The organism is Algimonas porphyrae, assembly GCF_041429795.1.
Lineage (GTDB): Bacteria > Pseudomonadota > Alphaproteobacteria > Caulobacterales > Maricaulaceae > Litorimonas > Litorimonas porphyrae.
On sequence record NZ_CP163424.1, the window covers coordinates 3,084,238 to 3,109,824 of the forward strand.

15 protein-coding genes are annotated in these 25,587 nt (G+C 60.7%); 7 read left to right on the forward strand and 8 right to left on the reverse strand.

Translation table 11 applies throughout. The features are described from left to right. Window positions 1-11 precede the first annotated feature (11 nt). A complete protein-coding gene (locus AB6B39_RS15010) occupies window positions 12-470 on the forward strand; it encodes a GNAT family N-acetyltransferase (RefSeq protein WP_284372334.1) in 459 nt (152 codons plus the stop codon). Here the strand turns inward: AB6B39_RS15010 and AB6B39_RS15015 are convergent. Beyond that, window positions 467-1,612: a winged helix-turn-helix domain-containing protein gene (locus tag AB6B39_RS15015; protein ID WP_284372332.1), complete on the reverse strand. Its 1,146-nt coding sequence runs from the start codon at window positions 1,610-1,612 to the stop codon at window positions 467-469. The genes AB6B39_RS15010 and AB6B39_RS15015 overlap by 4 nt on opposite strands. Before the next feature lie 42 nt (window positions 1,613-1,654). After that, complete coding sequence (locus tag AB6B39_RS15020; protein ID WP_284372330.1) at window positions 1,655-5,332, reverse strand: mechanosensitive ion channel domain-containing protein; 3,678 nt, start codon at window positions 5,330-5,332, stop codon at window positions 1,655-1,657. A gap of 63 nt (window positions 5,333-5,395) precedes the next feature. Between AB6B39_RS15020 and AB6B39_RS15025 the strand changes: the two genes are divergently transcribed. Next, window positions 5,396-7,213, forward strand: a complete 1,818-nt coding sequence (locus tag AB6B39_RS15025) for an ATP-binding cassette domain-containing protein (protein ID WP_284372328.1) — start codon at window positions 5,396-5,398, stop codon at window positions 7,211-7,213. Here AB6B39_RS15025 and AB6B39_RS15030 read toward each other — a convergent pair. Beyond that, on the reverse strand, window positions 7,210-7,800 hold the full coding sequence (locus tag AB6B39_RS15030; RefSeq protein WP_284372326.1) for a YceI family protein: 591 nt from the start codon (window positions 7,798-7,800) through the stop codon (window positions 7,210-7,212). The genes AB6B39_RS15025 and AB6B39_RS15030 overlap by 4 nt on opposite strands. A 44-nt stretch (window positions 7,801-7,844) precedes the next feature. Between AB6B39_RS15030 and AB6B39_RS15035 the strand changes: the two genes are divergently transcribed. Then, window positions 7,845-8,663 carry a PPK2 family polyphosphate kinase gene (locus tag AB6B39_RS15035; RefSeq protein WP_284372324.1) on the forward strand — a complete coding sequence of 273 codons (819 nt, stop codon included), beginning with the start codon at window positions 7,845-7,847 and terminating at the stop codon, window positions 8,661-8,663. On the opposite strand, the gene AB6B39_RS15040 is transcribed toward AB6B39_RS15035, so the two are convergent. The 3 genes from AB6B39_RS15040 to putA all read right to left on the reverse strand — a co-directional run bounded on the left by AB6B39_RS15040 (window position 8,660) and on the right by putA (window position 14,712). Then, window positions 8,660-9,592 (reverse strand): NAD(P)-dependent oxidoreductase, encoded by a 933-nt coding sequence (locus AB6B39_RS15040; protein WP_284372322.1) that lies wholly within the window; start codon window positions 9,590-9,592, stop codon window positions 8,660-8,662. The genes AB6B39_RS15035 and AB6B39_RS15040 overlap by 4 nt on opposite strands. A 10-nt stretch (window positions 9,593-9,602) precedes the next feature. After that, complete coding sequence (locus tag AB6B39_RS15045; RefSeq protein WP_284372320.1) at window positions 9,603-11,270, reverse strand: class I adenylate-forming enzyme family protein; 1,668 nt, start codon at window positions 11,268-11,270, stop codon at window positions 9,603-9,605. 103 nt (window positions 11,271-11,373) lie between these two features. Further along, a complete protein-coding gene (gene putA / locus AB6B39_RS15050) occupies window positions 11,374-14,712 on the reverse strand; it encodes a bifunctional proline dehydrogenase/L-glutamate gamma-semialdehyde dehydrogenase PutA (protein ID WP_284372318.1) in 3,339 nt (1,112 codons plus the stop codon). Between the two features lie 106 nt (window positions 14,713-14,818). Here putA and AB6B39_RS15055 point away from each other — a divergent pair, with 106 nt between their 5' ends. The 3 genes from AB6B39_RS15055 to AB6B39_RS15065 all read left to right on the forward strand — a co-directional run bounded on the left by AB6B39_RS15055 (window position 14,819) and on the right by AB6B39_RS15065 (window position 19,607). After that, on the forward strand, window positions 14,819-16,045 hold the full coding sequence (locus AB6B39_RS15055) for an NAD(P)/FAD-dependent oxidoreductase (protein WP_284372316.1): 1,227 nt from the start codon (window positions 14,819-14,821) through the stop codon (window positions 16,043-16,045). Window positions 16,046-16,204: 159 nt separating this feature from the next. Then, on the forward strand, window positions 16,205-18,799 hold the full coding sequence (clpB, locus tag AB6B39_RS15060; protein WP_284372314.1) for an ATP-dependent chaperone ClpB: 2,595 nt from the start codon (window positions 16,205-16,207) through the stop codon (window positions 18,797-18,799). Window positions 18,800-18,923: 124 nt separating this feature from the next. Beyond that, window positions 18,924-19,607: a DUF2853 family protein gene (locus tag AB6B39_RS15065; protein ID WP_284372312.1), complete on the forward strand. Its 684-nt coding sequence runs from the start codon at window positions 18,924-18,926 to the stop codon at window positions 19,605-19,607. Between the two features lie 68 nt (window positions 19,608-19,675). Here the strand turns inward: AB6B39_RS15065 and AB6B39_RS15070 are convergent, their stop codons facing one another. Next, window positions 19,676-20,701 (reverse strand): DUF4282 domain-containing protein, encoded by a 1,026-nt coding sequence (locus AB6B39_RS15070; RefSeq protein ID WP_284372309.1) that lies wholly within the window; start codon window positions 20,699-20,701, stop codon window positions 19,676-19,678. A 158-nt stretch (window positions 20,702-20,859) separates the two neighbouring features. Beyond that, window positions 20,860-22,278, reverse strand: coding sequence for a M23 family metallopeptidase (locus AB6B39_RS15075; protein ID WP_284372307.1), 1,419 nt, complete (start codon window positions 22,276-22,278; stop codon window positions 20,860-20,862). 209 nt (window positions 22,279-22,487) lie between these two features. Between AB6B39_RS15075 and AB6B39_RS15080 the strand changes: the two genes are divergently transcribed. Next, window positions 22,488-25,583: a YdbH domain-containing protein gene (locus AB6B39_RS15080; protein WP_284372305.1), complete on the forward strand. Its 3,096-nt coding sequence runs from the start codon at window positions 22,488-22,490 to the stop codon at window positions 25,581-25,583. Window positions 25,584-25,587: the final 4 nt, after the last annotated feature.

Consider the following 25,587-nt stretch of genomic DNA (forward strand, 5'->3'; position numbering starts at 1 on the left):
AAATAACCGCCATGATCATCCGGAGCGCGAAGGCAGACGATTATGACGCACTCGGACAGCTCATGTTTAATGCGATTCATGTCGACCCGTCACCCTACACGAAGACGGAACGGCTGGCATGGCGGCGGGCACCTCATGCCGGCGCCGAATGGTACGCACGCCTGGAAGAACAACACGTATTCATCGCAGAAGATGCGAATGGGCCTGTCGGCTTTCTAACCCTGGCTCCCGATGGATATGTCGATCTGGCCTATATGCTGCCGCGCGGTCGCGGGCGTGGTGTCTTTCGGCAATTGCATAACTGTCTGGAAGACGCGGCGCAGCGCAACGGAACATCACGCCTGTACACCCATGCCAGCCTCTCTGCTGAAGGCCCGTTCAAAGCGATGGGCTACAGAGTGACTGAACGCGAAATCGTGAGCCTGAATGGCGAACAGCTCCGGCGGGCGGCCATGGAGAAGTCACTTTAATCCTGCAAACGCGACAGGCGCGCGACTTCGGCTTCGAGCCGCTGCTGTCGGCGATCACTCCACCGGACTCCCGGTTCAATCCATTGCTGAACGATTGGGCGGACACCCGTCTTGGGACCGCCAGACAGATCGACCCGGGCGATCATGCGATCGCCCTCCAGCACGGGATAGACATAATAGCCCCAGCGGCGCTTGGCCTTGGGTACGAAAATCTCGTTCACATAGTCGAACCCGAACAGAAAGCGCAGTCGCTTACGATCCCGGATGGCCGGATCGAACGGGTTGAGGACACGCAGCCGCGACGTTGGTTGCGTGAGCAATGCGATACGGTCTTCGATGGATGCGCTGGCGAAAGCATGTCGCCAGCTGCCATCCGCACCCTCGACCTGAACGGGAACCAGATCGTCTGTGACCCTGGCGATCCAGTCTCGAACCTCTGCCGTGCTGACGGCCTCCCAGAACCGTTTCAGATCACCGGGCGTAGCGTAGCCCAGACGGTCAATCGCGGCATGGCAGAGCCAGTCGATCTGGTCTGCATCCGGCACTGCAGTATGGCGCACAGTCTCCGGAATCACATGCTCTGTGAGATCGTAATATTTCTGGAACCCCTTCCGGTAGGCCGTACTCAGCTCGCCGCAATACCACATATAATCCAGTGCGAGCTTGATCGGCGGGCGCGCCCACATGGCTTTGGGACGAGGTGACTGGCCGTGATCGAAGTCAGCTGAACAGAGTGGACCCTCGCGTCCGATACGATCCCGGATATTGCGAGGTTCATTTGCATCCGGCAGGGTCGCATACCAGGAACTCCGGTCCAGCTTGGCTCGGAACTGCGCAAATCGCCGGGCCCACATCGGATAGGTCGACATGGGCAGCAGACACGCATCATGAGAGAAATGTTCGAATGCACCACGGTCGCGATAGGCGTAAGCATGCAGATCGGCTTCCCGGTAGCTCTGATCCCGGCTCCAGAGAATATGGTGATGGGCGCGCGACAGATTACAGATACTGTCGAGTTGCACATAGCCAAGTTTCGACACGGTCTCCTGCAAAGGCGGCGCGCCAAGCGGCGCAGGCGACAGGCCTTGTACGTCCAACCATAGCCAGCGTGCCGTCCGGTTCGATATGCGCAACGGCGTCATGGCCACGCCGACCATTCGCACCTGCTGGACGGGCCAATCAGCCTATTTGATCTTGGGGTTGGGACGGGGTGTCACTTTATTATGAGGTGGCTTGCGCTCAGCCGCTTTCCGACCCGTCGCTTTATCCCCAGCCGCTTTCTTCTCCGGCGCCTTGGACGGTTTTTCAATCTGTGTTGCCAAGTCGGAATTTCCGTCCGATTTGCTCTCCGTATTCCCAAGGGGGGGCTGCGTGTTGCTGCCCCGAATTTCGAGCGCCACATCCTGCGTTCGGATATTGAGATCGCGCTGTGGGAACGGAATTTCATAACCTTCGCGAGCCAGCGCCTTGTTCACTTCCGTGTGGATCTGGTGACTGACCGGGAAGCGGTCTTCAAAATTCCGGATGAAGAAGCGCAGTTCGAAATCGAGCGAACTGTCGCCAAATCCAAGGAAGAAGACCTGCGGCGGCGGTGTTTCAAGGATTTTGCGATTGGCGTCGATGACGTCGAGCATGACTTCGCGCGCGCCTTCCGTATCCGAGCCATAGGCGATCCCGACGCGCACGATCACACGCGTAACCGAATTGGACAGGGTCCAGTTCGTGACTTCCTGAGAAATCAGGTTTTCGTTGGGAATCAGGATTTCGCGATTATCCAGATCGCCGAGTGTGGTCGCTCTGATCTTGATCCGCGTGACCGTGCCCGACTTATCACCAATAGTCACGAAATCGCCGATCCGGATGGGTCGCTCGAACAGAATGATCAGGCCGGAGACGAAATTGGCGATGATCTTCTGCAAACCGAAGCCGATGCCGACTGACAGACCTGTCAGGATCCATTGCAACTGCCCCCATTGCAGACCGAGCCGCTGGAAGGATACGACGATCCCTGACGCGACGATAATATAGCCCAGAATGGTCACGACTGCATAGCGTGCCCCCGCATCGACCCCCATCCGGTCAAGAATGAAAATTTCCAGAAAGCCCGGCAGATTACGCGCGGCGATGATCGTGATCGTTGCAATGACGCCCGCCTGCAGCACGGTCCAGAGCGTGATACTGCGAACGATTTCCGTCTGGGTATCCGGATCGATCTCTCCCGTGCCGATCTCGCCCAGTTGGAACCCGTCAAAGATCGTGAGGGCCGGCAGCAGACCGGACCAGATGAACCATAGCAAGGTCACCAGACCGATGGCGACCAGTGTCTTGAGCAATTGCGCCGACTGGCGGCTCATGGCCGAGACGTCGATGGCGTCCGTATCGACGGGCGGCGGGGCGGGCATCTCTTCGCCGCGCGCTTCCGCTGCCTGCTGTTCCAGCCTCGCCTTCAGCTGGGCTTCACGCCGCTCCACCGCCTGACGGTACTTGATCTGACGCTGCGAAACAGTGATGGCGCGACGAACCGTTCCGTAGATCACATAAGCCGACAGGATCACCCAGATCGTCAGGAACAGGCGCAGCAGAATGTCGTCGGCGCTCTCATACCAGCCCGCACCCGCCATCAGCGCCGCAAATAAGGGTAGGCCGATCGCAATGACGGCGACGGGAATACGGTAGCGATTCGGGTCCTCTGCAGGCCGTTCCGCCAACGCGCGCTGACGGCTGCGCCACAGAACCAGGAACGCAAATGTCGACAGGCCCAACGCCGTGACAATGAAGGCCGCAAGAGAAAAGCCCTCATAGATGTTTTCGCCGCGCATGTTCGATGTCGTCGCCAGCAGGAAGGAACTGGTTCCGACTACGGGCAGGAACCAGCGCAGGTTCAGCTCTACCGATTTGCGCAAGGGCCGCGGCATCTTGAAATGAACCGCGAAAAGCGACCTGTCATTGTCCCAATATTTCCAGGTCATGATGATGGCTGTGAACAGCGCCAGATAAGCAAAGCCGTCCGCAAGACCTTCGACCAGCAGGTCGCTATTGCCGGACGCCGCGAACAGGATCGCCAGAAGCGCGAACAGAAGCGGCCAGGGCAAAGCCATGATCGCGCCGGAGCCGATCACCGCAGGTGTGTGCCAGAGACTGTCCTGCTTCACGCGACCGACAAATTCGGCGCGTTCGCGGATATTGGCGCGCAGACTGGGTCGCAGCCGATAGGTCAGCACGAAGGCCAGAATAAAAAGCAAGGTCACTGGCCAGAGGCGCACCGCCTCCCGCGTCAGAACGGAACTGGCCGTCGTCAGATGGCTCGGCGAAATCATTTCGACCGTGCCCAAGGCCACTTTCGTCGGCCATGCCAGATCGATTGCCGGGACACTTGGCACCCAGAGCAGGTTTTCATCCAGCACGGTGCGCAATTCGTCCGACTGTTCAGCCAGTTCGTTCTGCGCCGCCTGCAGCTCGGCCACTTCGTTAATACGGCTGGTCGCATTGGCGGAAATCTGCCGCAGGAAATCGCGACGTTGCTCGGCCAGTGTCAGAACCGCCTCTTCTGCCTGATCGGACAGATCCGGCATAGTCGATTCAGCGCGGCGCGCCTGTTCCAGCAAAAGCTGTGGATCGACACCGCCAATCGGCAGATCGCGCAATTGCTCCTGTGCGACGACACGTTGTCGTGTCAGCCGCGAGAGGGCGCGCTGCGTATCGCGCAAATCAGACCGGATCTGGCTTTCCTGTGGCAACTGATTACCCAGACGTCGCAATGTCGCGCCGGCTTCGCGGTCGAGCTGACCCAGACTCACCAGCTCCGTCGCGGCGGTCAGATCATTCTGGACATTGGCCGTCTGCCCACGCACCGCAGCCAGCCTGCGAGAGGTGACCGCTTCCTCAGCGGCCATCTCGGTCAGCATATCGGCCAGACGCAGGTTTTCCGCCGCCATCTGGGCCAGCAACGGATGACCGCCATCCAGCGTGGCGGCAAAGTCACGCGCCCGTTGTGCCCGGGCGCGAGCTTCGACAACCTTGCGCTGCCCTGTCAGTTCCTGCAGCGCCAGAATGTCCTCGGTCAGAACATCGGCGCGCAGCTCAGCCAGGTTGCGACGGGCCGAAACGATTTCCTGACGGACAGGCAGGCTGGCAATTTCGGCCTCGAGCGCACTGATCTGTCGGCGCAAGGCAAATTCACGCGCACGCAGGGCCTTGCGACGCGCCTCTGCCAGACGATCCAGTTCTGCCGTGCCCAAGGCTGTCAGATTGGAGCTGACTTCGCCGAGCTGCGTGCGGGCCTGATTAAGCTCACGCGGGGCCGCCGTCAGACGCGCGCCAATTTCGGTAGTCTGGGTCCGGTAACCCTCCATCTCCGCCTGAAGCGCCCGCAATTCGCTTTCCTTGGCCAGCAGATCCTGTTCCGTCGCGAACATGGCCGCCTCGCCGACCAGCGCCTCATCGGAATCCATGGGAACGCGGTCATTGATCGCCGCTTGGAGCACATCGAGTTCTTCGCGCAGTTGGGCCAGCGTAACCTGTCCGGTCTCGAAGTCCGCCGTGAACCGGGTCACGATCTCTCCCTGCCGGGCCGCATCTTCCAGTCGATCGATTGCCGAGGTCAGCGATGTCCGCAATTGTTCGGCCTGCTCTTCGGTAAACTCCGATGCTGATTCGCCTTCGGCTTCCATCTCGGCGGTAAGTTGATCGAGTTGCGCGCGCAGGGACTGCGTCGTGAAATCGGGCGGGGTCGAGACCGGCACGCTCGCAGGAGCATCCTGTGCCAGTGCCGGACCGAAAACCGTCTGCGGTACGGCCACCATCGCGCCGAAACCGACCAATGCGGCAACGGCCATGCGTCGAATATTGGTGGTCCATCCCATAGGGCCTGTTTTCGGTCTTTCCGGCGCATTGTAAAGCCCAAGCTCTACCCTTAGGGGGCGGCCATGGCTGAACCGCCCCTTATCTCGATCCAGTCGGCAGAGCTGACCTTTGGTGGGACGCCGCTGCTGACGGATGCGTCGCTATCCGTTTTCCCGCGCGACCGGGTCTGCCTGGTCGGTCGGAACGGATCGGGCAAGTCGACACTGATGAAAATTGCGGCCGGACTAGTGGAACCGGATGCAGGCGACATCGTACGCAAACCTGTCGTGAATGCCCGCTACCTGGAGCAGAGCCCCGACCTGTCACGCTTTGCCAGTATTCGCGATTATATCGAAGACGGGCTGGTTGGAGCCGATGACGCCTCGCGCATTCCCTATCTCCTCGACGCACTGGGGTTGAGCGGAACGGAAGCGCCTGACAATCTGTCTGGCGGTGAGATGCGGCGCGCGGCTCTAATCCGCGCCCTCGCCCCTGACCCGGACGTGCTTTTGCTCGACGAGCCAACCAACCATCTCGACCTGCCCGCTATTGAATGGCTGGAGGCCGAACTGGGCCGCTCCCGCGCTGCGCTCGTCCTGATCAGCCATGATCGGCGTTTTCTCGAAAATCTCTCGCGGCGGGTGGTCTGGCTCGACCGCGGCACGACGCATGAACTCGATAAGAGTTTTGCCAATTTCGAAGACTGGCGCGACGCGATGATCGAACAGGAGGCGCTCGACCGCCATAAGCTGGCGCGCAAGATACACCGCGAGGAACATTGGGTTACGCATGGCGTCTCCGGGCGGCGCAAGCGCAATGTCCGGCGGTTGAAGGAGCTTGGGCAACTGAAAACAAGCCTGAAATCCGCGTCCGGACCGCAAGGCAATGTCGCAATTACCGTCTCGGAGGCCGACAAGTCGGCCAAACGCGTCGTGGAAATGAAGGACGTTTCGTTCGCCTACGGCGAACGCTCGATCGTGCAGGATTTCGATCTGCGCATCATGCGCGGCGACCGACTGGCCGTGATCGGCCCCAACGGATCCGGCAAGACGACGCTGCTAAAGCTGATGACGGGCGCGCTCGACGCGCAAAGCGGAACGATCAGGCTTGGCGACAATCTGGAGCCGCTCGTCATTGATCAGGCGCGCGCCGATCTTGACCCGGATATGAGCCTTCGCGACGCCATGGGCGATGGCAATGAGAGCGTCATCGTCAATGGCCATCCCGTTCACGTCATGCGCTATCTCAAGGACTTCCTGTTCCGCCCCGAGCAGGCGACGACACCGCTGCGTGCGCTCAGTGGCGGCGAGAAAGCTCGCGTGCAACTGGCCCGCGGGCTGCGCCTGCCCAGCAACCTTCTGATCCTGGATGAGCCGACCAACGATCTCGATCTGGAGACGCTCGACTTACTCCAGGAGATGGTCGCGGAATACCCCGGCACGGTCATCCTCGTCAGTCACGACCGGGACTTTATCGACCGGCTTGCCGCCCGCACGCTGGCGTATGAGGGACCCGCGGACTGGCAACTTTATCCGGGCGGATATGCGGATATGGCCCGGCAGCGCGGCAAGGGCGTGGAAGCGCGCCAAGGCCAGTCTCAGGATAACCCTTCCGAAAAGAGTGCGAAAGCGACGCAGACCACCAAGCCGCGCAAAGGTCGTAGCGAGAAAATGTCCTATAAGGAGACCTTCCGTCTCGAACGCTTGCCCGGCGAAATGGATGCGTTGAGAGCCCGGATCGACGCGTTGAATGCAGAACTGGCCGACCCTGATCTCTATAGTCGCGATGCCGGTCGCTTCGCCGAGGCGTCAGAAACCTTGTCCAAGGCGACTGACGCACTCGACGCGGCAGAGATGGAATGGTTGGAACTGGAAGAAAAGCGCGAAGCCCTTGAAGGCTAATCCGTACGCTCTGCCACCACGCGAATATCGAGTGTGACGATCAGACCGACATAGTCACCCTTGTTCCATTCTTCACCGATCCCCCAGCGCAGGCGCTCCAGCGGAACCTGCGCCGTCATAACGGCACGCCCGTCCGTTTCCTGCAGCGCGAAAGGCAGCGAGAAGGGCAGGCTTGTGCCGCGCAGGGTCAGCCTGCCGTCAGCCACATAACCCGTCCCATCGGCACGAATAGTCTCGCTTTCGAAGATGCCATAAGGTGTGTCCTTGACATTCAGCCAAGCCGGAGTGCGCGCCGTACTATTGCGGTCGGTATGGCCTGCATCCAGTGAGTCGATCGCGACAACGACCCAGACGCGCGACATATCCAGCACGTCAGCGTCGAAGCGGATCATGGCGTCAAACTCGGAAAACGCGCCTTCGAACGTCTTGCCTTCCTGCGTGGCTGTGAATGTCAGCGCGCTTTCCGCAGGAACAACGCGGTAATTGATTTCGAAGACCGGACGCTCGATCGTGTCGGGCTGCGGGTCCACATCGCCGCCGTTACAGGCACAGAGCAGGATCGAAAAGAGCAGGATGACGGCGCGCATGCGCGCATGCTAGCCCGGTTCAAGCCATTGACCAAGGACCGTTCATGCCGCACCCCGATTCGCCTTACCTCGCCATCCCCGGACAACCCTTCACCCTATCCGACCGTGCCACGACGACCGACATCTTCGAAAGCCGCAGTGCGGCCAAGGCCGCGATTCGCCAGACAGGTGAAGCCATCGCCGAACTTGCGCAGGTGCTCTACGCCAATGCAGGCGAGCGCAATGCCCCGAAAGTGCTTATCGTTCTGCAGGGTATGGACACGTCCGGCAAGGACAGCACGACGAAGGCCATGTTCCGGCAGACCCCGCCGCTCAATGTCCGGGTACAGCCCTTCAAGGCGCCGACCAAACCGGAACTGGCACGTGATTATCTCTGGCGCGTGCATGATGTCGTCCCGAAAAAGGGCGAAATCGTCATCTTCAACCGCTCGCATTACGAAGATGTTCTTGTCGTCAAGGTTCGCGAATTTGCTGACGCCGAAACGGTTGAAAACCGTTACGGCCAGATCAACGACTTTGAGCGACTACTGGTCGAGGAAGGTTCGTTGATCCTGAAGTTCATGCTGAACATCAGTCGTGAGACACAGGCCGAGCGACTGCGCGCCCGTCTTGAACGCCCCGACAAACGTTGGAAATTTAATCCAGGGGATCTGGATGACCGCGCCCTCTGGCCGGACTTCATGGATGCTTACGAAACGATGGTACGCCGCACATCCACCCCGCATGCACCTTGGTATGTCATTCCGTCCGACGACAAGAAGACGCGCAGCGCGATCATTGCCGACATCGTCCGGCAAGCTCTGGATGCGCTCGACCTGCATTACCCCGATCCCGGCTACCGGCCCGGCAACTACGACATCTAATAGCCCGCATCCGGATCGACGATCAGGTCTGGCCGCTCGCCGCGTTCCAGCGCGCGATAGGCGGCGACGAAAGCGGTGACGGCATCCTGAGGCTGGGTCAGGCCCGACACATGCGGCGTCAGCGTCACTTTTGGGTGCAACCAGAGCGGGTCGCCCACGGGCAGTGGTTCTACTGGCAAAACATCCAGCACGGCATGACGGAGGTGCCCAGCTTCGAGCGCTGCGAGCACAGCCGGAACGTCCGCCGTCGCGCCGCGCCCGACATTGATGAAAAGCGCGCCGTTCGATCGCGCCAGCATGTTCGGCCCAATCAAGCGGTCCGTCCTTGGCGTCAGCGGCAAGGCCCCCACAATGACGTCGACATCGTGTAGCACGTCCGGAAGATCATCCCAGCGGATCACGGCATCGAAGCCTTCACTTTCTCGTCCACTGCGACTGACGCCCAGACAGCTCATGCCGACGGCGGAAAGCATGTCTGCCACGCCGGACCCGATGCCCCCCGTGCCGATGATCATAGCGCGCAAGCCTGCCACAGGGCGCGGCGCGGCCGCTTCGACGTCCCACCTTCTGGCCTGCTGCAACGCGGCCCGGTCCGCATGGCGCTGCCTGTTGGCCAACACATAGGAGAGCACATATTCGCCGATCTGCCGTCCCATCTGCCCGACCGTCCGTGTGATCAGCGCAGGCTTCGCCCGGCCTTCGTTCAGCGCCATCAGCATGCCGTCCGCGCCTGCCCCGCTGATGTGGACCCAGCTGACTTCGGCATAGTCCGCTATTTTCGCCCCCGGCTGAAATCCGATGACGGCATAAGGCAGATCGGGCGCCGGACCGCTCATCAGCACATCCAGTTCAGGCAAGGCATCCCGCAGCATCGCCGCCATCTCGCTGGCTGCACCGCCAAGGACGACGACGGATTGGGGCAGAACCATCGACACAGCTCTAGGCGCTCAGACTGGCCCGCATTGTTTTCTTGTCGATCTTACCGACAGGGGTCAGCGGGATTTCGTCCAGAATATGGACCTGTTTGGGGACCTTGTAGGGCGCCATGTTGGCGCGGATCCAGTCGGTCAGACGGGCCTTGACCTCTGCGTCTGCCCCTTCGCTGTCAGGACTGCGTTGAATGAAGAGGTGGACGATGTCGTTCCCCGGTCGCGTCTCATCCGGCGCGCCGACAATCGCGCTCTCGGCCACATCAGGATGGGCCTTGAGCTTGTCCTCGATCTCGACTGAAAACACCTTGAATCCACCGACGACGAGCATGTCCTTGGCGCGGTCGCACAGAAAGACATAGCCGTCTTCGTCCATATAACCGACATCGCCCGTGAACATGTAGCGTTCGCCATCGATGATGCGCAGAGCGCGCGCACTTTCTTCTGGCAAGCCAAGATAGCCTTTCATCACCTGCGGCCCCGACGTCACGATCTCGCCCGGCTCGCCGAGCGGCATTTCCTGCGTGCCGGTTTCGACGTCTCTGATTCGCACATCTGCACCGGGCAGCGGGATGCCGACGGAGCCGCGCCGGTAGTGCGTCATCGGATGCGCAATATAGCAGGGACCCGTTTCCGTCATGCCGAACACATCGGAGAACTTGTCCGGGCCGATCACGGCCTCCAGCCGGCTGAGCGTATCGCTCGTCAGCGGGGCTGCACCGGACTTGGCGACCTTGAGACGCGAGAAGTCGACGGTGGCGAAATCCCGATGGGCTATCAGCATATCGTACAGTGCCGGAACGGCCCCCAGCAAGGTCGGCGGTCGATCCCGCATCTGTGCCACGAAATGATCGATATCACGCGGATTGGGCAGAAGTAGGAGTTCAGCGCCCAGCGGCACTGCATAGAGCAGCAGAGCCAGACCGGCCGCATGGAAGAACGGAAAGGCGGATGCATAGCGTTCGCCGTAAACTTCGGGATCGGGATCGAACGCACGCGCCATAGGCCCATTGCCCAGAAGGTTGCGGTGACTGAGTTCCGCGCCTTTGGGCTTACCCGTCGTACCGCCCGTATACTGTATCATGAAGGTGTCGTCAGGGTCGATGTCGACCTGCGCGAAATGCTCGCTCTTCCCTTCCATCAGCGATTGGTAAGTCTGTGACGTCACACCCGGTAGCGCGACGGGGTCTATGTCAGGCGCGCCGAGCGTATCGCCGCCGCCCATGCTGATGATGTGGCGTAGCCCGTCCGGTACAGCAGGCATCCCTTCCAGGGCCGACGCCAGATCGGACAGACTCAACAGCACGGAAATACCGGCATCGTCGATCTGGTGAGCCAGCTCGGGCGGTGCCAGCAAAGGTGAAACGCCCGATCCGCGCGCGCCCAGTTTCGATATGGCAATCAGACCGATCAGATATTGCGGAATGTTCGGAAGATGAAATCCAACCGTGTCGCCACGTCCGACGCCCAGCCCGGCCAGTGCATTGGCCAACTGGTTCGCCATACTGTTCAGCGCGCCATAGCCCACGGTCACATTCATGAAGCGGTATGCGGGGGCGTCCGGTCGGACGGCGGCATGACGATCGGCATGTGCCCCCAAGGGCAGGCCATCAAAGATGGGAGGCGTCACGCCCAGTTCGTCGTACAGTTTCAACCACGGCCGCACGCGTTCGCTCATGCTCATTCTCCCACCGAACCACCGGGCTCTCTGGCAGGCCCGTTGCGATCATCTCTGCCAGCACCGACAGAAGGGGGAAAGGTGTTTCTCAGAATGCGGTCGGCTACTCAGCCGCTGCCAGCAATTGCGCGTTCCCGCCTGAGGCCGTGGTGTCGATGCAGACATGTTCCTCACGCACCAGCATGAGCGGATCGTCAGATACGATTAGCGGCAGGATCGGCCCATCGCGTTCGGACAGCGCCATTCGGCAGACGCGCTGCTGCGCTTCCGTTCCCCAATGCATAACCGCCGTGAACCCCGTAAGTGTACGCAGATCGCCGGGCTCGACCGCCAGCAGCACCGCACTATTGCCGAAGCTCTGCGCCAGTTCGGCCTGCGCGGCGCGGTTGGCTTCGCCGGGACCGAGGCACAGAACCTTGCCTTTGGCATAGACCGACAGGCGGTTGCTCTCCCCGGTTGGACCGGGAAGCTCGACAGTCGAGAGTGGTTCCAGCCGCGCAGGCGGAGCCGTGTCGATAATGGATTGCGCATCCGGCGTGGGCGTTTCGTTCACCGCGTCGCGTCTGACGGCCTGCCGGGTAAACCGTTCGACATAACCCGGACCTCCAGCCTTGGGGCCAGTCCCAGACAGGGCCGACCCACCAAAAGGCTGAACGCCCACAACAGCACCGATCTGGTTGCGATTGATGTAGATATTGCCGACCCGCAGCAGGCGCTTGGTTTCCTCGACCCGACCATCGATGCGCGTATGCAAGCCGAAGGTCAGCGAATAGTCGCGCGCATTGACGGCTGTGATGATGGACGGAATGTCTTCTGCATCGAAAGATGTGACGTGAAGCACCGGTCCGAACACCTCGCGGGTCACATCTTCATAGCGCTCCACCTCGATCAGGGTCGGCGGCACGAACAATCCTTCATCCGGAATGTCCAGCTGATAGAGCGGATCATGCTGCGCAATATAAGCTTGGAGGCCCTGCCGCGCGCGGTCGTCGATGACAGGGCCGACATCCGTCGACAGATTCCAGGGATCGCCCATGCGCAACTCGGCCATCGCGTCCTTCAGCAAACGGACAAAAGGGTCATAGATATCGCTTTGCACAAACAGCACCCGGAGCGCCGAACAGCGCTGACCTGCACTCTGAAAACTGGAGGCCAGCACATCGCGGACCGCTTGTTCAGGCAGCGCCGTACTATCGACGATCATGGCATTGATGCCTCCCGTTTCCGCGACCAGCGGAGCCTCTGGCGCAAGATGGCGAGCGACATTTTGGTGGATTGCCATGGCCGTCGCCGTCGATCCGGTGAAGACCACACCGTCGATCCGTGGATCGGACGTCAGCGCCGCTCCGACGGTCGTCCCTTCGCCCGGCATGCATTGCAGCGCCGTGTCCGGCACGCCGGCTTCGTGCAGAATCTGCGTTGCACGCATCGCAATCAAGGGCGTCGTTTCCGCCGGTTTGGCAATGACCGCATTCCCTGCGGCGAGCGGACCCGCGACTTCGCCGACGAAAATCGCCAGCGGGAAATTCCACGGCGCGATCGCTGCGACTGTGCCCAGCGGCTGATCCGCATCGCTGGCAAAGGTCGCATAATACCTTAGAAAGTCCGCTGCTTCGCGCAGCTCGGCAATCGCATCTTCTGCCGTTTTCCCCGCTTCGCGCGCCAGCAGAGCCAGCAATTCAGGCGCAGCCATTTCCAGCCCATCAGCAGCCCGCGTCAATGTGGCGGCGCGAGTTGCCGCATCCTCAGCCCAAGGCGCAGCCCGGCCTATCGCCGCCTGTGTCTGCGCCGCGTCAGCGAAGGCGACGGAGCCGACCACCTCGTCCGGGCGTGCCGGATTGGAAATGTCGACACCCGCGCCGAAATTCCACTGATGGGTCCGCCAATTATCGCGCGCATGAAACAGGGAGCCCATGGTCAAGGGATCCCGCAGATCATAGCCGCGGCTATTGGCGTGCGGCTCGGTCGTATTGAGCGGACGCGGCAGGCTGGTCCGCCGCTCATCTTCGAACGGGTCGGCGATAATCTCTTCGATACTGACATCCGTGTCCGTCACTTTGGAGACGAATGAGCTATTCGCGCCATTTTCCAGCAGACGTCGCACTAGATAGGCAAGCAGGTCCTCATGCTCCCCGACCGGGGCGTAAATCCGCACCGGCTTGCCTAGCGTATCGCGCAAATAGGCATGCAGCGCTTCGCCCATGCCGTGCAGGCGCTGAAACTCGAAGCCCGTCTGATCCTCCCCGGCCAGTTCCAGAACGGCGGCCACCGTATGCGCATTATGGGTCGCAAATTGCGGGTAGAGATTATGCCTTTGCATCAGCAGCTTTTCGGCACAGAGGCTATAGTTCCGGTCTGTATCGACCTTGGTCTCGAACACGGGATAGCGCGGCAGGCCCATCATCTGCGCGCGTTTGACTTCCGTGTCCCAATAGGCGCCCTTGACGAGCCGCACCATCAGGCGACGATCCGTCAGTTCCGCCAACGCAGCGACCCAGTCGATCACAGCCGGGCTGCGTGTTCCATAAGCCTGTACGACCAGACCTAGCCCGTCCCAGCCATCGAGACCCGGATCGCGGGCCAGGGCTTCGACGATGTCGAGATTGAGCTCCAACCGTTCGCTTTCCTCAGCGTCGATATTAAAGCCCATGCGCGCCTTGGCCGCCATATGGGCGAGTTCTCGCACACGCGGGAGCAGTTCGCTCAGGACGCGGTCACGCTGAAACTCATCATAGCGCGGATGCAGGGCCGACAGCTTGACGGAAATCCCCGGATTATCGGCAATATCATCGCTATTGCAGCGCGCGGCCAGCGCCTGGATCGCCTTGGCATAATCGTCGAAATAATGATCGGCGTCCGGCATGCTCATCGCCGCCTCGCCCAGCATGTCATAGCTGTAGCGATATTTGCCGGAGGAGCGCTTGATCGCTCCCTGTATGGTTTCACCCAGAACGAATTGACGACCCATGATCTTCATGGCCTCGCGGACCGCCCGACGGATCACCGGCTCGCCCATGCGTTTGATCATGCCGCCCAGCGTCTTGTGAACCGGGGTACGCTCATCCAGCACACGCCCCGTCATCATCAACGCCCAGGTCGAGCTGTTGATCAGCGGACTGGAACTCTGGCCGAGATGACGTCCCCACTGGCTCGGGACAATCTTGTCCTCGATCAGGTCATCCATCGTCTCATGATCGGGCACACGCAAAAGCGCTTCCGCCAGACACATAAGCGCCACACCCTCATCGGTCGACAGGCCGTATTCGGCCAACATCAACTCCATCAGGCCAGGCTTTGAATCGTCTCTCAAATGTCGGACCAGCTCCCGCGCGCGGTCCTGAATGCGGGCGCGCAATGCCCCGTCATTCAGCTGCGATCCTTCCGGAAGAGTGGCTGTTTCGATCATTGCCTGCTGGCGAATGCGTTCGCGGTAGCTTTCCATAGGCCCCTTTAGCGCAGGTCGCCTATCCGTGTCGCGCACAGATCGACCTGCGCGACGCAAACTCTTTGCTTTTAAGCCTGCCGATGGACCTGCTAGACACGCGCCCATGCCCGAAACCCACACTCTCATTATCGGCGCGTCTCATGCCGGGGCTCAGGCGGCCGTCAGCCTCCGCCAGTCCGGCTATTCCGGCCGGATCACGCTGCTGGGTGAAGAGAAGGTTCCACCCTATCATCGTCCACCGCTGTCCAAGGATTATCTGTCAGGCGAGCGGGACGAAGACGACATATTGCTCCGCCCCGCTGACAGTTACGCCACCGCCCATATCGAACTGCGTCTGGGTGTTCGGGCTGGCGCGATCGACCGCGACGAGAAAACGGTCCAGACGACGGATGGCGACCATATTGCCTATGATCATCTGGTGCTCGCGACTGGTGCGCGCGTGCGTCATCTGCCTATTCCCGGCACGGAGCTGCCGCATGTCTTCTATTTACGGGATTCGACCCATGTCGATGCGATCCGGGCGGCGGTCAGCCCTGGACGGCGCGCCGTCATCATCGGTGGCGGTTATATCGGTCTGGAAACAGCAGCCTCCCTGCGCAAGCGCGGCATGGATGTGACGTTGCTGGAAGCCCAGCCCCGCATCCTGCAGCGCGTCACTTCTCCGACCATGAGCGACTTTTACCGCCGTGTTCATACGGAAGAAGGCGTCGAGATTGTCGAAGACTGTCTGGCCGCATCCATTGCGCAGAATGGTGCCCAGCTGACCGTCAACACATCCTGTGAGCGGTCCTATGAGGCGCACATGGTCGTGATCGGCATTGGGGTTATACCCAATATGGAACTGGCCGAATTTGCCGGGCTGGAGATCGCCGACGGGATCGCCGTGAACGATTATTGCCAGACGTCCGATCCCGACATTTACGCGATCGGCGATGTCAGCTGGCATCATAATCCCCTTTATGACCGACATATGCGGCTGGAGTCCGTTCCCAATGCGACCGAACAGGCCAAGATCGTGGCTGCGCACATTATGGGCCAGCCGAAACCCTATGATGCCCTGCCTTGGTTCTGGTCGGACCAGTTCGATCTGAAGCTCCAGATTGCTGGTCTGTCGGATGGTTATGACGATCTGGTTCTGCGCGGCGATCCCGACGGCTCTCGCAGTTTTGCTGCCTATTATTTCAAGGGCGACCGCCTGCTTGCCGTCGATGCCGTCAACGCCCCGCGTGATTTCATGATCGCCCGCATGGCTCTCAGTAAAGGCAGGACCTTGGACAAGACCATTCTGGCTGACTGCGACGATGCCGCGCTGAAAACGGCGCTTCGCTGAACTGTGTGCTCAGCGCCTCAAAGAATGGCTTCCGCACAGATCGGATAAAATAATCCCCTCCCCTTTTATGCGTAGGACTTCATTCCTATCTCGAAACGGATGAGAGGTCGTAGCCTTTGCACTATGGCGAAATAGATATTTAAATGAGGAGGGTTGGACGTGGATATCCAGGCCTATACGCAACGCGCCCGGTCCGTGATCCAGTCGGCACAAGCCGAAGCCGTGACGCGCGACAATCAACAGATGACGCCCGGTCACATCATGCTGGCCTTGCTGATGGAAGACGGCGAGCTGCCGCGCAATCTTGTGCAGATGGCGGGCGCGAACGCCGATGCGTTGAAAGCCAATGTGGAGCGTGAGTTAGGCCGGCTGCCCAAAGTTCAGGGCGGTAGCGGCCTGTCGCTCAGCCAGGCGGCGGCCAAGATATTCGCCAATGCGGAAAAAGCCGCCAAACAGGCGGGCGACGCTTTCGTCACGCTGGAGCGGCTCTTGCTGGCCACAGCCCTGAATGCGGATAAGGATTTGATCAGCGCGATGGACGCGGCCTCGCTCGATGTGTCACGCCTGACCGAAGCGATCAGATCCGTGAGAAAGGACGAACCCGTGACGTCAGATAGCGCCGAAGACCAGTATGACGCTCTGTCCAAGTATGCGCGCGACCTGACCCAAGCGTCGCGCGACGGCAAGCTCGACCCCGTCATCGGTCGGGATGAGGAAATCCGCCGTACAATTCAGGTGCTGTCCCGTCGGGGGAAGAACAATCCGCTGCTGATCGGCGAACCGGGCGTGGGCAAGACGGCCATCGCCGAAGGGCTCGCCAACCGGATCGTGTCGGGCGACGTGCCCGAAAGCATTCGTGACAAACGACTGCTCGCGCTCGACCTCGGATCGCTCGTGGCCGGTGCGAAATATCGCGGCGAGTTCGAGGAGCGGTTGAAGGCCGTGCTGAAGGAGGTCGAGGCTGCCGATGGTCAGATCATCCTGTTCATTGACGAGATCCATCAGCTGGTCGGGGCGGGCAAGACGGACGGCGCGATGGACGCGGCCAACCTGCTCAAGCCCGCTTTGGCGCGCGGCGAGCTGCACTGCGTCGGCGCGACGACGCTCGACGAGTACCGCAAGCATCTGGAGAAGGACGCGGCGCTGGCCCGGCGTTTCCTGACCGTCTTCGTGACCGAACCGACCGTGGACGACACGGTGTCGATCCTGCGCGGCCTGAAGGACAAGTACGAGGTCCATCATGGCATCCGCATCAGCGACGGGGCCATCGTCGCCGCCGCCAAGCTCTCGGATCGCTACATTACCGACCGCTTCCTACCGGACAAAGCCATCGACCTGATGGACGAAGCCGCGTCGCGCCTGCGCATGCAGGTCGACAGCAAGCCCGAGGCGCTCGACCAGATCGACCGCAAGCTGGTGCAGCTGAAGATCGAAGTGGAAGCGCTGAAGAAGGAAAAGGACGACGCGTCCAAGGACCGGTTGGAAAAGCGCCTTGCAGAGATCGAGGAGCTGGAAACGGAGTCCGAGGAGATGACCGCCGCATGGGAAGCCGAGAAAGGCAAGCTGGCGAGCGCGACTGACGTCAAGGAACAGCTGGAACGCGCGCGGTTCGAGCTGGAGGACGCGGTGCGCCGGGGTGACTATGAAGCCGCAGGCCGGTTACAGCATGTCGAGATCCCGCAACTGGAAGCGAAGGAAACCGAACTGGAAGAGGCCGACACTGACGTGATGGACACGGAGACGGTGACCAGCGAGACCATCGCCACCGTCGTGTCGCGTTGGACCGGTGTGCCGGTCGAGAAGATGCTGGAAGGCGAACGCGACAAGCTGATGGAGATGGAAAGTCTACTGGGCGCGCGCGTCATCGGCCAGGAAACCGCTGTCGAAGCCGTGTCCGACGCGGTGCGCCGCGCCCGGGCGGGCCTGCGCGATCCGCAGCGACCCATCGGCAGCTTCATGTTTCTGGGACCCACGGGCGTTGGCAAGACGGAACTAACGAAGGCGCTCGCCGCATTTCTGTTCGATAGCGACGACGCCATCACCCGCATCGACATGTCCGAATATATGGAAAAGCATTCGGTCAGCCGCCTGATCGGCGCGCCCCCCGGCTATGTCGGTTATGACGAGGGCGGGGCGCTGACAGAAGCCGTGCGTCGCCGTCCCTATCAGGTCGTACTGTTCGACGAGATCGAGAAGGCGCATTCGGACGTGTTCAACGTGCTGCTGCAAGTGCTGGATGATGGCCGATTGACCGACGGCCAGGGCCGCACGGTCGATTTCCGCAACACGTTGATCATCATGACGTCCAATATCGGGGCGCAGCATCTGCTGAATCTCGGCGACGGGGAGAGCGTGCAAAAGGCCAAGGTCGGCGTGATGGCGGAAGTGTCTGCGCATTTCCGGCCCGAATTCCTGAACCGGATCGATGAAATTCTGCTATTCGAGCGCTTGAAGCCTGAACATATGGGCGCGATCGTCGATATCCAGATGAACCGCCTTCGCGGCTGGCTGCGCGACAAGCAGATCGACGTGCAGCTGACGGACGCGGCGCGGGAGCATCTCGGCAAGGACGGCTACGATCCGAGCTACGGCGCGCGTCCACTCAAGCGCGTGATTCAGAAGCAGGTGCAGGACGAACTGGCCCGCGAACTGCTGGCCGGTCGCATCCATGATGGCGACACGGTCAAGGTCGACGCGGCCGGTGGAAAAATCAGGATTAGCGTCCTCAGCGATATATCGGTGGATCGCAGCTAGATTATCTGTCTCTCGGGGAATTAGAATAGACATTCTAATTCCCCGCCTGCCCTGACGTCCAGACGGAACAAAGACCGGGAACGGCGTGTTGCTTAGTTAACACGTCTTTTACTGGAGGTTTCCCATGTCGGATACAAATCTGATTGATCAAACGAAAACTACATTGCGTCGTACGCGCTTGGCGTATCTGGGCGCCATCGGCTTGACCTATGACTTCGCGGCTGGCCGCGTCGAGAAACGCCGGGATCAGGTCAAAGCCCTGTTCGACAATGCCTATGATCGCGGCGAAGATATGGAAGCGGACGCTCGCACCCTGTTCAAGCGCGCGAAGGATGAGGTCGAAGAGTTGGCCGACGATACGGTCGATGAGCTCGAGCAGACTGTCCAGGATGCGAAAGAAACCGTTCAGGAGCTGAAAGAGGAGATCGTTCTTAAAGTCGAAAAGGCTGACAAACGCGCAGAACTGTCCGAGAAGGTCGAGGAGAGCGACAAATATGCGCCTTACCTTGAAAAGGTCAGCGCCTATGACAAAGCCGCCGACCCGATCCACATCATGAAGATTGTCGATCATCTGGGCGCCGCTCTCAGTTCGCGCGACTCCATGTTTGTTGCCTGCTCCGATGAAACGGAACGCAAGACGGTTGCACGCAACTGGCTACGCAAGACGCTGAACGTCGATGGCGATCTCGCAGCGCTGGACGAAAAGGTGCAATCCGTTTGCCAGACCATGAAAGCCGACCGGCTGAAGGATCGCGTCGTATTTTACTATCTGGCAGCGAAGGCCGAGGGTAAACTCGACACGCTCTAGGGTCGACCCTATCCCGAGAATAAAAAGCCCGGCTGCAAGGCCGGGCTTTGATGGTTTAAGGGGGGGGCTTAGTCTTTCGACTTCGGTCCTGGCTTCTTGCGAGGCGTACCATCCTTTTTCAGCAGATTGCCATCGGCATCGCGCGGGATAGGTTGTCCTTTTTTCGGGCCGGGCTTGGACCCGCTGGCGCTGGCCTTATTCTTGGATCCTTTCGGACGACCCGGACCACGCTTTGGCGCTGACGCCATACTCGCTCCGACCGGTTTCGGCTTATTCTTGGAGCCCTTGGGCCGACCGCGACCCCGTTTTGCAGGCGCAGACGATGCTTTTGTCGCAGTCGCTGTCTTGGCTGTTGCGGCCGCCTTGGGCGTCGCAGCGGTCTTCGTGGTCGACTTGTTCTTGGAACCTTTCGGGCGACCGGGGCCACGCTTGGCGGCGGTGGTTGCGACACTGGCAGGCGTGGCCTTATTCTTGGAGCCTTTCGGGCGCCCGCGACCCCGCTTCTGGACGGTCGCCTTGTCGATCGCGGACGGTTCCAGCGCCTTGACCGGTGTGGGTTCATCTTCCGGTTTCGGCGTCGACCCGACACCGAGCGCCGACTCGTCACGATCAATCACCTTGGGCTGTGGCTTGGCCGTTCCAGTGAGAGAGCGGGCCCGGCTTGTCAGATTTTCAGCCGTGTCCTCGACGGAATGTTTGACATCGTCGAGCGTCGAGCGGGTTTTTTCTGTCGCACTCTTGGTGACTTCGCGGGTCCGGGACGCCGCCATTTCCGCGGCGCGGCGGGTTTCGGCAATCGGGTCTATATCCGCGAGCTCACTTTTCCCGCCATCGGGGGAGAGATTATCATTGATCCGGAAGATTGCGACGAAGATCTCGGAAATAATCCGGATCGATACCAGGACCAGCAAGAGTTCCGCAAAGAATCCGACAAATTCGATCAGCGCCGCAAGCGGATCGAGCTCGATTGAATCCAGCGCCGTTGCCGAATAGCTCAGCGCCCAGACGATCAATGCCAGCCAGAAGAAGGGGATAACCAGTTTCTCCTTAAACAATTTGTCGAAGGAGAAAAAGAAATTGACGAGGTTTTTCATTTATATTCGCCCAATTGGAGCCGATGGGAATCACCTGCAACTAACCCAAGCCCATTTCGGTTCGCAAGCGAATTAAACAATCACAAACACCATAGATAGAAAGAGAAAAACCCCACTCGCTGAGCGAGCAGGGCTTGATTTTAATTAGCGCGCTTTGGCTATTGCCCGGCCAGCACCGGCATATCCGTCTCGGTGGCCTGTGCGACTCTTAGCGATACAGGCGGGACGGTGACAGGCTGGACCGTGAAGGTGCTGGCCCGCATGGCTTCGATCTCACTACGCCGGGATTCGAACTCGGGCATACGGTCGCTCGACAGCGGTTTACCCGACAGCTGGCTGAGTTTGCGCGGATTGATTTTCTTGCCGTTGTGAATGACTTCATAATGCAGGTGCGGTCCGGTGCTGCGACCGGTTGTGCCGACATAGCCGATGACCTGGTCCTGACGTACGCGCGCGCCCGCCTTCACGCCGCGCGCAAATCCCTGAAGGTGCGCATAGGCCGTTTTATATCCATCGGTGTGACGGATACGAATATAGTTGCCGAAGCTGCCATAGCGGTTGGCGCGTTCGACGACGCCGGACCCCGCCGCCAGGATCGGCGTGCCACGTGGTGCGGCGAAATCGACTCCGGAATGCATTTTGCGATAACCGAGAATTGGGTGTTTACGGCTCCCGAAAGACGATGACAGGCGCGCGCCATTGATCGGTGTCGCGCGAAGCTTGCGTTTGGCCGTCTTGCCCAACGCATCATAATAGTTCTCAAAACCGTTATCGTCTTCGAACAGCCAGTAATCCATCGTCCTGCCGCGCGGCGAGAAAGAGGTAAAGAGCAGGTCGCCCGCTTTCACGACATCGCCCTTATGGTCGCGCGCGACCTCGAAGAAGAGCTCGAATTCATCCCCCGGCTGAATGTCTCGCTGAAAGTCGACGGAATATTCGTAAATACTCGCAAATTGCGCCACGACCTTGTCAGGCGCGCCCAGGCGCGTTGCATCGACATAGAGAGAGTTTGCGATCGACGCTTTCACTGCCATCATTTCGTAGCGGAACTCCGCATTGACTGCGCGTGATGTCCAGTCCGCACCTTGGCGCGAAACGAACACTGTCTGTTCCGCGGACGGACGGAAGGTGACGTCTGTAATCGTATCGCCTGAGAGATGCAGGTTAAAGCTCTGACCGGCGCGCAGACGGCGCGGCGAGAACTGTTCGGAAAATGCCTGAACAAAACGGTGCGCATCCGGCCCGCTCATCCCTTCGCGTTGCAGAAGCGGCCCGAGATTATCTCCGGGCTTGAGCGTGACTTCACGCACCGCCAGTTCGGGGGCGGCGAATTCTTCGGCGAGAGCCATGTCGAAGCGGGCCAAATCGAGAGTCGGCACCGGAAGAGCGGTGGCCTCGGCGATCGTGACCGCGTCAACCCCGTCATCGGTCGTCGGCAGCGCCATCAGGCCGACCAGCGCGACAGCGCCGAAAACGCAAAGCGCCTTGATGCCATTACCGGCTGGCACGCGCGTCGAACTATATTGACCGAAAGCCTGCATGCGAACGGCAAGCGCGGATTTAAGGGTATTCTTCATGGCTAGTGTCGTCCTCGGGCACGCAGAAAGGCACAATATGTCGGTTTAGGGTTGGACTTGCTCCCCTGACAGTGCCCGTCCAACCTTCGTAAAAAGTTAACCATTCCCACTTCACCCGTCACGTTACATGTTTTTTATGGTGAGTTCAGTCGGTCCGGCGTAAGCCTTGTGACATGAGTTCCCGCCCAATCGCAAATAAGAAGCGCAGCGTGCCTGCGCGCCTCCTGCGGATCGGCTTGTGGATCGCCGCCATCACACTGCTGATCGTCGGCGCAGCGGCGATCTGGGTATGGAACCAGCGCTATGCGTTGATGGAACGTCAAGCGATCACCTATCTCCAATCAATGGGCGTCACGGCGGACCTCCGAATCCGTTCGGCCACGGGTACCGAAGCGGATGTGCGCAATATCCGTTTGTCCTATGAGGACACGCCCTTCCTCACCATCGATCGCATGCAAGCCACGTACCAGTGGCGCGACTTGCTGAACGGGCAGGTCGAACGGCTTGATTTCACAGGGCTGAACGCCTCCGTCACTGTCGATGAAGACGGCAATATCATCGATGGCTGGCGACCTCCATCGACGGGGGGCGGTGCAGGTCTGCCAATCCAGGGGATCGGCCTGGACGACGCTGCCATCGAGCTCCGCACGCCTTACGGCACAGTTCCTTTTTCAGGCGATATGGAGATCGACTCGCTCCAGACTTTCACTGTCTCCGGCCAGATCGCGCGGACCGCGCTGACCCGCGACGATGTCTCCGTCCAGCTCGAAGGCCCGATCAACTTCACGCGGGACGGTGATCCTCTACGTGTGAGCATGCCGGATACGCAAATCTCTGTGGCTCACCCGTCCGCCTCGTTGAACCAGACGCGGCTCAGCCTCTCGGCCGTCTACGATCCGACACGGAAGCTTGCGGAGGGCACGCTGGAACTCAACGGCGGTACCTTCGACAGTGCTGCCGATATGGCCGGGACGATCAACCGGCTGTCGATCGACGGCGGCTGGCACGGCGGCGACATCGACGCCAATATCGACGCGAATCTCTCGCGGCTGGTGCTCACGGATGAGGCGCGCCGAAACGATCTGGCCCGCACGCTGAGCCTCAGCGAAGTCTTGGCCGATGTGCCCGTTGCGCAGAATTTTGCCCCCAGTCTGGTCCGACCGATCCGTGACATGCTGAGCGGGTCATCGCTGGACGGGTCTTTCCGCCTGCAACTGTCCGACCGGACCCGCACCGTGTCGCTGCGCCGACCCGCAACCTTGCAATCGCTAGGGGATCCGACCCGGCAGGTCATTCTTTCCTCTGTCGATGACGCGCCCGCCTATCGCTACTATATGGACGATCCAGCCTATCAGCTGGCCCTGCAGGCCAATCTGTCCCGACCGATCCCGCTCACGCTCACGCCGCTAAGGCTCACCATCCGCTCCGACAATGGGCTGATCCCGACCGGGACGGAGGCTGCATCCGGGTCCATGACGACTGGCGCGTCCTGGCAAGCGCAAACGCGGACAGGCCGACCGGCGCGTCTGGCACCGCTCTCGATCGACTTTGACTATCAGGCCCCGCTGGATGCGGCGTCACGATTGAGCCTGAACGGTGGCGCGATCTATGATGGCGACCTGCCCGGCGGTTATGTCGAGAATCTGCGGGCATCCGGCGTGATTGAAACGACCCTGCAGGACGGCGCCGTCGCAATGAATTTCCGCCCGAACCGCATTTTGCGCTTCGACCGGCTGGAGACGACCTCGGAGTGGATCGTCGAAGATTTTTCGGGAACGCTGCGCCCGAACGGACCCGTCTATGCCCGCCGGGCCACTGGTCCAGCGACTGTGCGGACGGGCCTGACCGAAGCCAAGCTGAGTGCCCGGCGACCGGCCAGCGAGGCGGCCCCTGCCGCAGAGCTCGATCTGCAGATCGGTGCCGCCAGCGTCGTCGGATCGGTCGCTGATACGGATCAGGACTGGGCGGTCGATTTCGAACAGGTCGCGCTTCAGTCCGACACCTTCCCCGTCGAACGGACGGATCTGACCTTGCCAGACGGCGAGCTCTCCGTCCGGCTGACAGAGAGTGGGCGCAGCGAATTCAGCCTGTCGACCCCATCATCGACCCTGATCACGCCCGGCTACCGCGTCAGGGATATGGCCCTGACGGCCGCTGGCACGGCGGAAGCGTATGCGCTGACGTTCACTGGCGGACGGGTGCGCGTCATCCCGCCGACCGCGGACGGTCCTCCAATCCCGGTCCTGAATGCATCCGGCGAATTGCGTTTCGCCGACGGTCAGTTCACTGGAACGGCCCAGACTGTTCTGCCGCAAGTCCCGGGCAATCCGATCGACATCGCTTACCGTCTGGTCGATGGGCGCGGCGAAGCCGAAGTATCCATTCGCGATCTGCGCTTCCGACCGGGCGGCCTGCAACCGCAGGAACTGGCCCCGGCCCTGCGCGGCAAGATCGCTCAGGTCGATGGATCGATTGACGCCGATCTGCGGATCGCCTTTGGCGGCGATGAGCCGATCACCGGATCAGGGCAGGTCCAGATCAGCGACATGTCGCTGGGTACGGCTCCGGGCCCCGTGACCGGACTGTCCGGAACTATCGAGCTCACCTCGCTTTTCCCGGTCGTGACGGCACCGGATCAGATCCTGCGGATTGCCAGTTTCGACCCGGGCATTCCTTTGCTGGACGGAACGCTGACCTATGCGCTGGTCTCCGATGGTGTCGCGATTTCCGACGCTATCTTTCCGATCGGCGATGGGCGCATCTCGTTCGACCCGTTCATCTGGACCTATGGCGCGGAAGAGAACCGAGTCACCTTGCGCGTCAGCGATGTGCAGATCGGCGAGTTCCTGAATGATATCGGCGATGGCCGACTATCGGTGACGGGCGCCATCGAAGGCGAAATTCCCGTCGTCGTTCGCGGTATCAATGTGAATGTCGAGAATGGGCGTCTGCAAGTCCCGAACGGCGGTACGATCCGCTATTCGGGCGACAACCCGATCGGCGATACGGATGCCAATCCGGCGGCCACGGCTTTCAAGGCGCTGGAGAACTTCAACTATCAGGCTCTGTTTGCGGAAATCGACGGCCCGCTGGACGGGGCTGTCAATATGGGATTGCTCTTTACCGGGTCGAACCCGGACGTGCTGTTCGGCGTGCCGTTCCAGTTCGACATGACCATCGAGGGCGAGTTGTTCAACATCGCACGCAGCCTCAACCCAAACGGCTTGCAGGAGCGCGTCATCGCATCCGTCGCCTCGCAGCAGCTGGAACGCAGCGCGGACGACGACAGCGAAACAGACGATTAGTCGA

Excerpts from the sequence above, each read along its gene's own strand:
- AB6B39_RS15065 (WP_284372312.1), top strand. The coding sequence starts at position 18,924 with ATGTCGGATACAAATCTGATTGATCAAACGAAAACTACATTGCGTCGT.
- AB6B39_RS15020 (WP_284372330.1), bottom strand. The coding sequence starts at position 5,332 with ATGGGATGGACCACCAATATTCGACGCATGGCCGTTGCCGCATTGGTC.
- AB6B39_RS15025 (WP_284372328.1), top strand. The coding sequence starts at position 5,396 with ATGGCTGAACCGCCCCTTATCTCGATCCAGTCGGCAGAGCTGACCTTT.
- AB6B39_RS15030 (WP_284372326.1), bottom strand. The coding sequence starts at position 7,800 with ATGCGCGCCGTCATCCTGCTCTTTTCGATCCTGCTCTGTGCCTGTAAC.
- AB6B39_RS15045 (WP_284372320.1), bottom strand. The coding sequence starts at position 11,270 with ATGAGCGAACGCGTGCGGCCGTGGTTGAAACTGTACGACGAACTGGGC.
- AB6B39_RS15075 (WP_284372307.1), bottom strand. The coding sequence starts at position 22,278 with ATGAAGAATACCCTTAAATCCGCGCTTGCCGTTCGCATGCAGGCTTTC.
- AB6B39_RS15035 (WP_284372324.1), top strand. The coding sequence starts at position 7,845 with ATGCCGCACCCCGATTCGCCTTACCTCGCCATCCCCGGACAACCCTTC.
- AB6B39_RS15040 (WP_284372322.1), bottom strand. The coding sequence starts at position 9,592 with ATGGTTCTGCCCCAATCCGTCGTCGTCCTTGGCGGTGCAGCCAGCGAG.
- AB6B39_RS15015 (WP_284372332.1), bottom strand. The coding sequence starts at position 1,612 with ATGACGCCGTTGCGCATATCGAACCGGACGGCACGCTGGCTATGGTTG.
- AB6B39_RS15055 (WP_284372316.1), top strand. The coding sequence starts at position 14,819 with ATGCCCGAAACCCACACTCTCATTATCGGCGCGTCTCATGCCGGGGCT.
- putA (WP_284372318.1), bottom strand. The coding sequence starts at position 14,712 with ATGGAAAGCTACCGCGAACGCATTCGCCAGCAGGCAATGATCGAAACA.
- AB6B39_RS15070 (WP_284372309.1), bottom strand. The coding sequence starts at position 20,701 with ATGAAAAACCTCGTCAATTTCTTTTTCTCCTTCGACAAATTGTTTAAG.
- AB6B39_RS15010 (WP_284372334.1), top strand. The coding sequence starts at position 12 with ATGATCATCCGGAGCGCGAAGGCAGACGATTATGACGCACTCGGACAG.